The sequence below is a fragment of the Frigoribacterium sp. CFBP 13712 genome (assembly GCF_014842255.1).
Lineage (GTDB): Bacteria > Actinomycetota > Actinomycetes > Actinomycetales > Microbacteriaceae > Frigoribacterium.
Map to the genome: position 1 here is coordinate 1 of NZ_JACYVH010000018.1, position 2,584 is coordinate 2,584.

Below are 2,584 nucleotides of genomic sequence, written 5' to 3' on the forward strand. Positions count from 1 at the left end.
ACTGGAGCGTCTCGCGCTGGCTCGGCAACGCGCCCTACACCGCCAAGGTGATCCAGTCCAAGAACGGCACCCCGCTCACCGCCACCCACACCGGGCCCACCATCACCCCCGCCCGCTAAGACACGGCGGCGAACCGCCGAAAGGCGGCAGTCGCCTCGACGACACGACGAAGCCCCTGGAACGAGCCCACGCTCGCTCCGGGGGCTTCGTCGACTCGCGGCCACGATGGTGACGCTCTCCGACTGCTGATGGCGCGCCTCCGTCGATGCTCGAAAATCCCGCCGCCCCTCGATGCGATCACGGGGTCAGGGTGCGCGCTCTGCGAATGTAATATACGACATGGCCGCCCCGATCGGTCTTCACCGTCCCCAGTCGAAAGAAGACATGTCCAAGATCATCACCGGGCTGGCCACTGCCGGTCTCGCGACCCTCGTCCTCGGGGCGACCACCCCGCTCTCGGCCGCGGCCGTCCCCGCGAACGGCGACCGGGCTGCTGCCGCCGTCGACGCGGAGGACCGCGCCACGGCCTCGCTCCCCACGCCGCAGGTCGCCTTCATCCAAGCTGAGGAGAGCGGTTCCCGACTCACCCTCGGCGGCCTCGCGCCCGACGCCGACTTCGTCCGAATCGACGTCGCGAACGGTATCAGCGGCGGAACGGTCGGGGTCTGGAACGGCCGTTTCACTCATTCGATCTCCGCGCAGGACGTCGGCAAGACCGCGACCATCCGCGCCTACGACTACTCCTCGCGCAGCAGCTCAGCCGCCGAGGTCGTGCTCGGACCGATGTCCGCCGAGGGCGAGGACGACGCGCCCGGCACGCCCGTCGTCCACGCCGTCAGCCAGTACGACGACGACCATCTCGTCATCGAGGGAACGATCACCCATCGCCCTGGCCTCTTCCACAAGACCGTGGTCTGGGCCGAGGGATCGGGCATGTCGTTCGACTTCCCCTCCGAGAACGGCGCCTTCTCGTTGACGTTGCCGATCGCCCGTGCAGGTGAGGTCATCGACGTGACCGGCTCCTACGGGAGCCATGCGAGCGAAGCGGCCCAGGTCGCGCTCGTCCCCACCCAGCGCAACACCGCCTCCGAGGTCCACCCGCTCGAGGTCGCATCGCCCACCGCGGGCGACGTGCTCGCGGCCCCCGAGGCGACCTTCGCCGGCTCCGGCATCCCGAACTCGCAGATCGTCGTGACCCGCGACGAGAAGACGAACCGCACCTCCTCGACCCTGTGCGAGACCCGCGTCTCGTCGCTGGGCGACTGGAGCTGCACCTCGCCGGCACTCCCCGCCGGGAACTACGACACCGTCGTCACCGAGACACCGACCTGGGCCTCCGCCGCGAAGCAGACCGCGGGCACGGCGTTCGTCGTCGCCGACGACGCGGATGACGACGCCGCCGCCGGCTGGACGCCGAGTCAGCCGATGCTGTCGTCGGTCACCGAGAACGCGTCGGGGAGGATCGTCGTCCGGGTCATCGCCAACCGCGCGACCACGGCCGAGATCGTCGTCGGAGACCACGAGGAGACCGTGCGCGGCAGCAACGGACGCTTCACCTTCGTGCTCGACGGCTCGCTCGCCGGTGCGACAGCCACCGTCACGGGCCTCCTGGGGGAGAGCCGGGGTCGATCACTCGAGATCCCCCTCACGCCGGTCGCCGCCCCCGAGCCGTCTCCTCTCGCGGCACCTCGGATCCACGGGGTCGTGGGCGATGCCGAGAGCGGCTTCTATCTCGCGGGGACGACGTCGTACTTCGCCACCGAGTTCGACGTGCCGGGCGTGATCGTCCAGCATGAGGGGAGCTTCATCGGCGGCGCCGACACCACCTGGAACGGTGCGTTCATGATCTCCGTCGACGCTCAGTACGCGGGCGAGGAGCTCGACGTCATCACCGTCCGGGATCTGGCCATGTCGGACCGCACCACCGTCGCGGTCGAACCCACGGAGGAATTCGACGCTTCCGAGATCTTCCCGATCGACGTCACCTCGCCCGCCGAGGGCGAGACCATCCCCGCCGACACCGAGGTCTTCACCGGCACCGGGATCCCTGGATCGACCGTCGCCATCAGCAGCACGACGGAGACCTCCGAGACCCTCGCCGGCGAACTCGGCAAGGCCGACGTGCTCGCCGACGGCAGCTGGCGCGTCGAGCTCGACGCACCGCTGTCCGCCGGTGACCACGAGATGACGGTCACGGAGACCCCGTTCTGGGAGGAGGCCGCGCCGGCCGTGTCGACCCGGTCGTTCACGGTCGCCGACGACTCCGAAGGCGGCGAGTCCGACGAACGAACGATCACCGTCACATCCCCTGTCGACGGCAGCACCTTCGCCGCGGGCAGCGTCGTGACCTTCGCCGGCACCGCCACCCCGGGTGCCGATATCGCCGTGCGTCTCGGCTACGGCCTCGCACCCGTCACGGGGACCGCGAACGCGTCCGGCGACTGGACCGTGTCGCGCTGGCTCGGCAACGCGCCGTACACCGCGACCATCACGCAGTCGAAGGACGGCAAGCAGATCGGCGAACGCCACACCGGCCCGACCATCACCCCCGCCGCGACGACCGCACCGATCGTCGTCACCGCAC

Annotated in this window: 1 protein-coding gene; it reads left to right on the forward strand. The window is 69.9% G+C overall.

Features of this window, described 5'->3' with window-relative positions:
• Nucleotides 1-384 precede the first annotated feature (384 nt).
• Nucleotides 385-2,584 (forward strand): hypothetical protein (locus tag IFT51_RS14700; protein WP_192061835.1); only part of this gene is annotated, 2,200 nt, incomplete at its 3' end.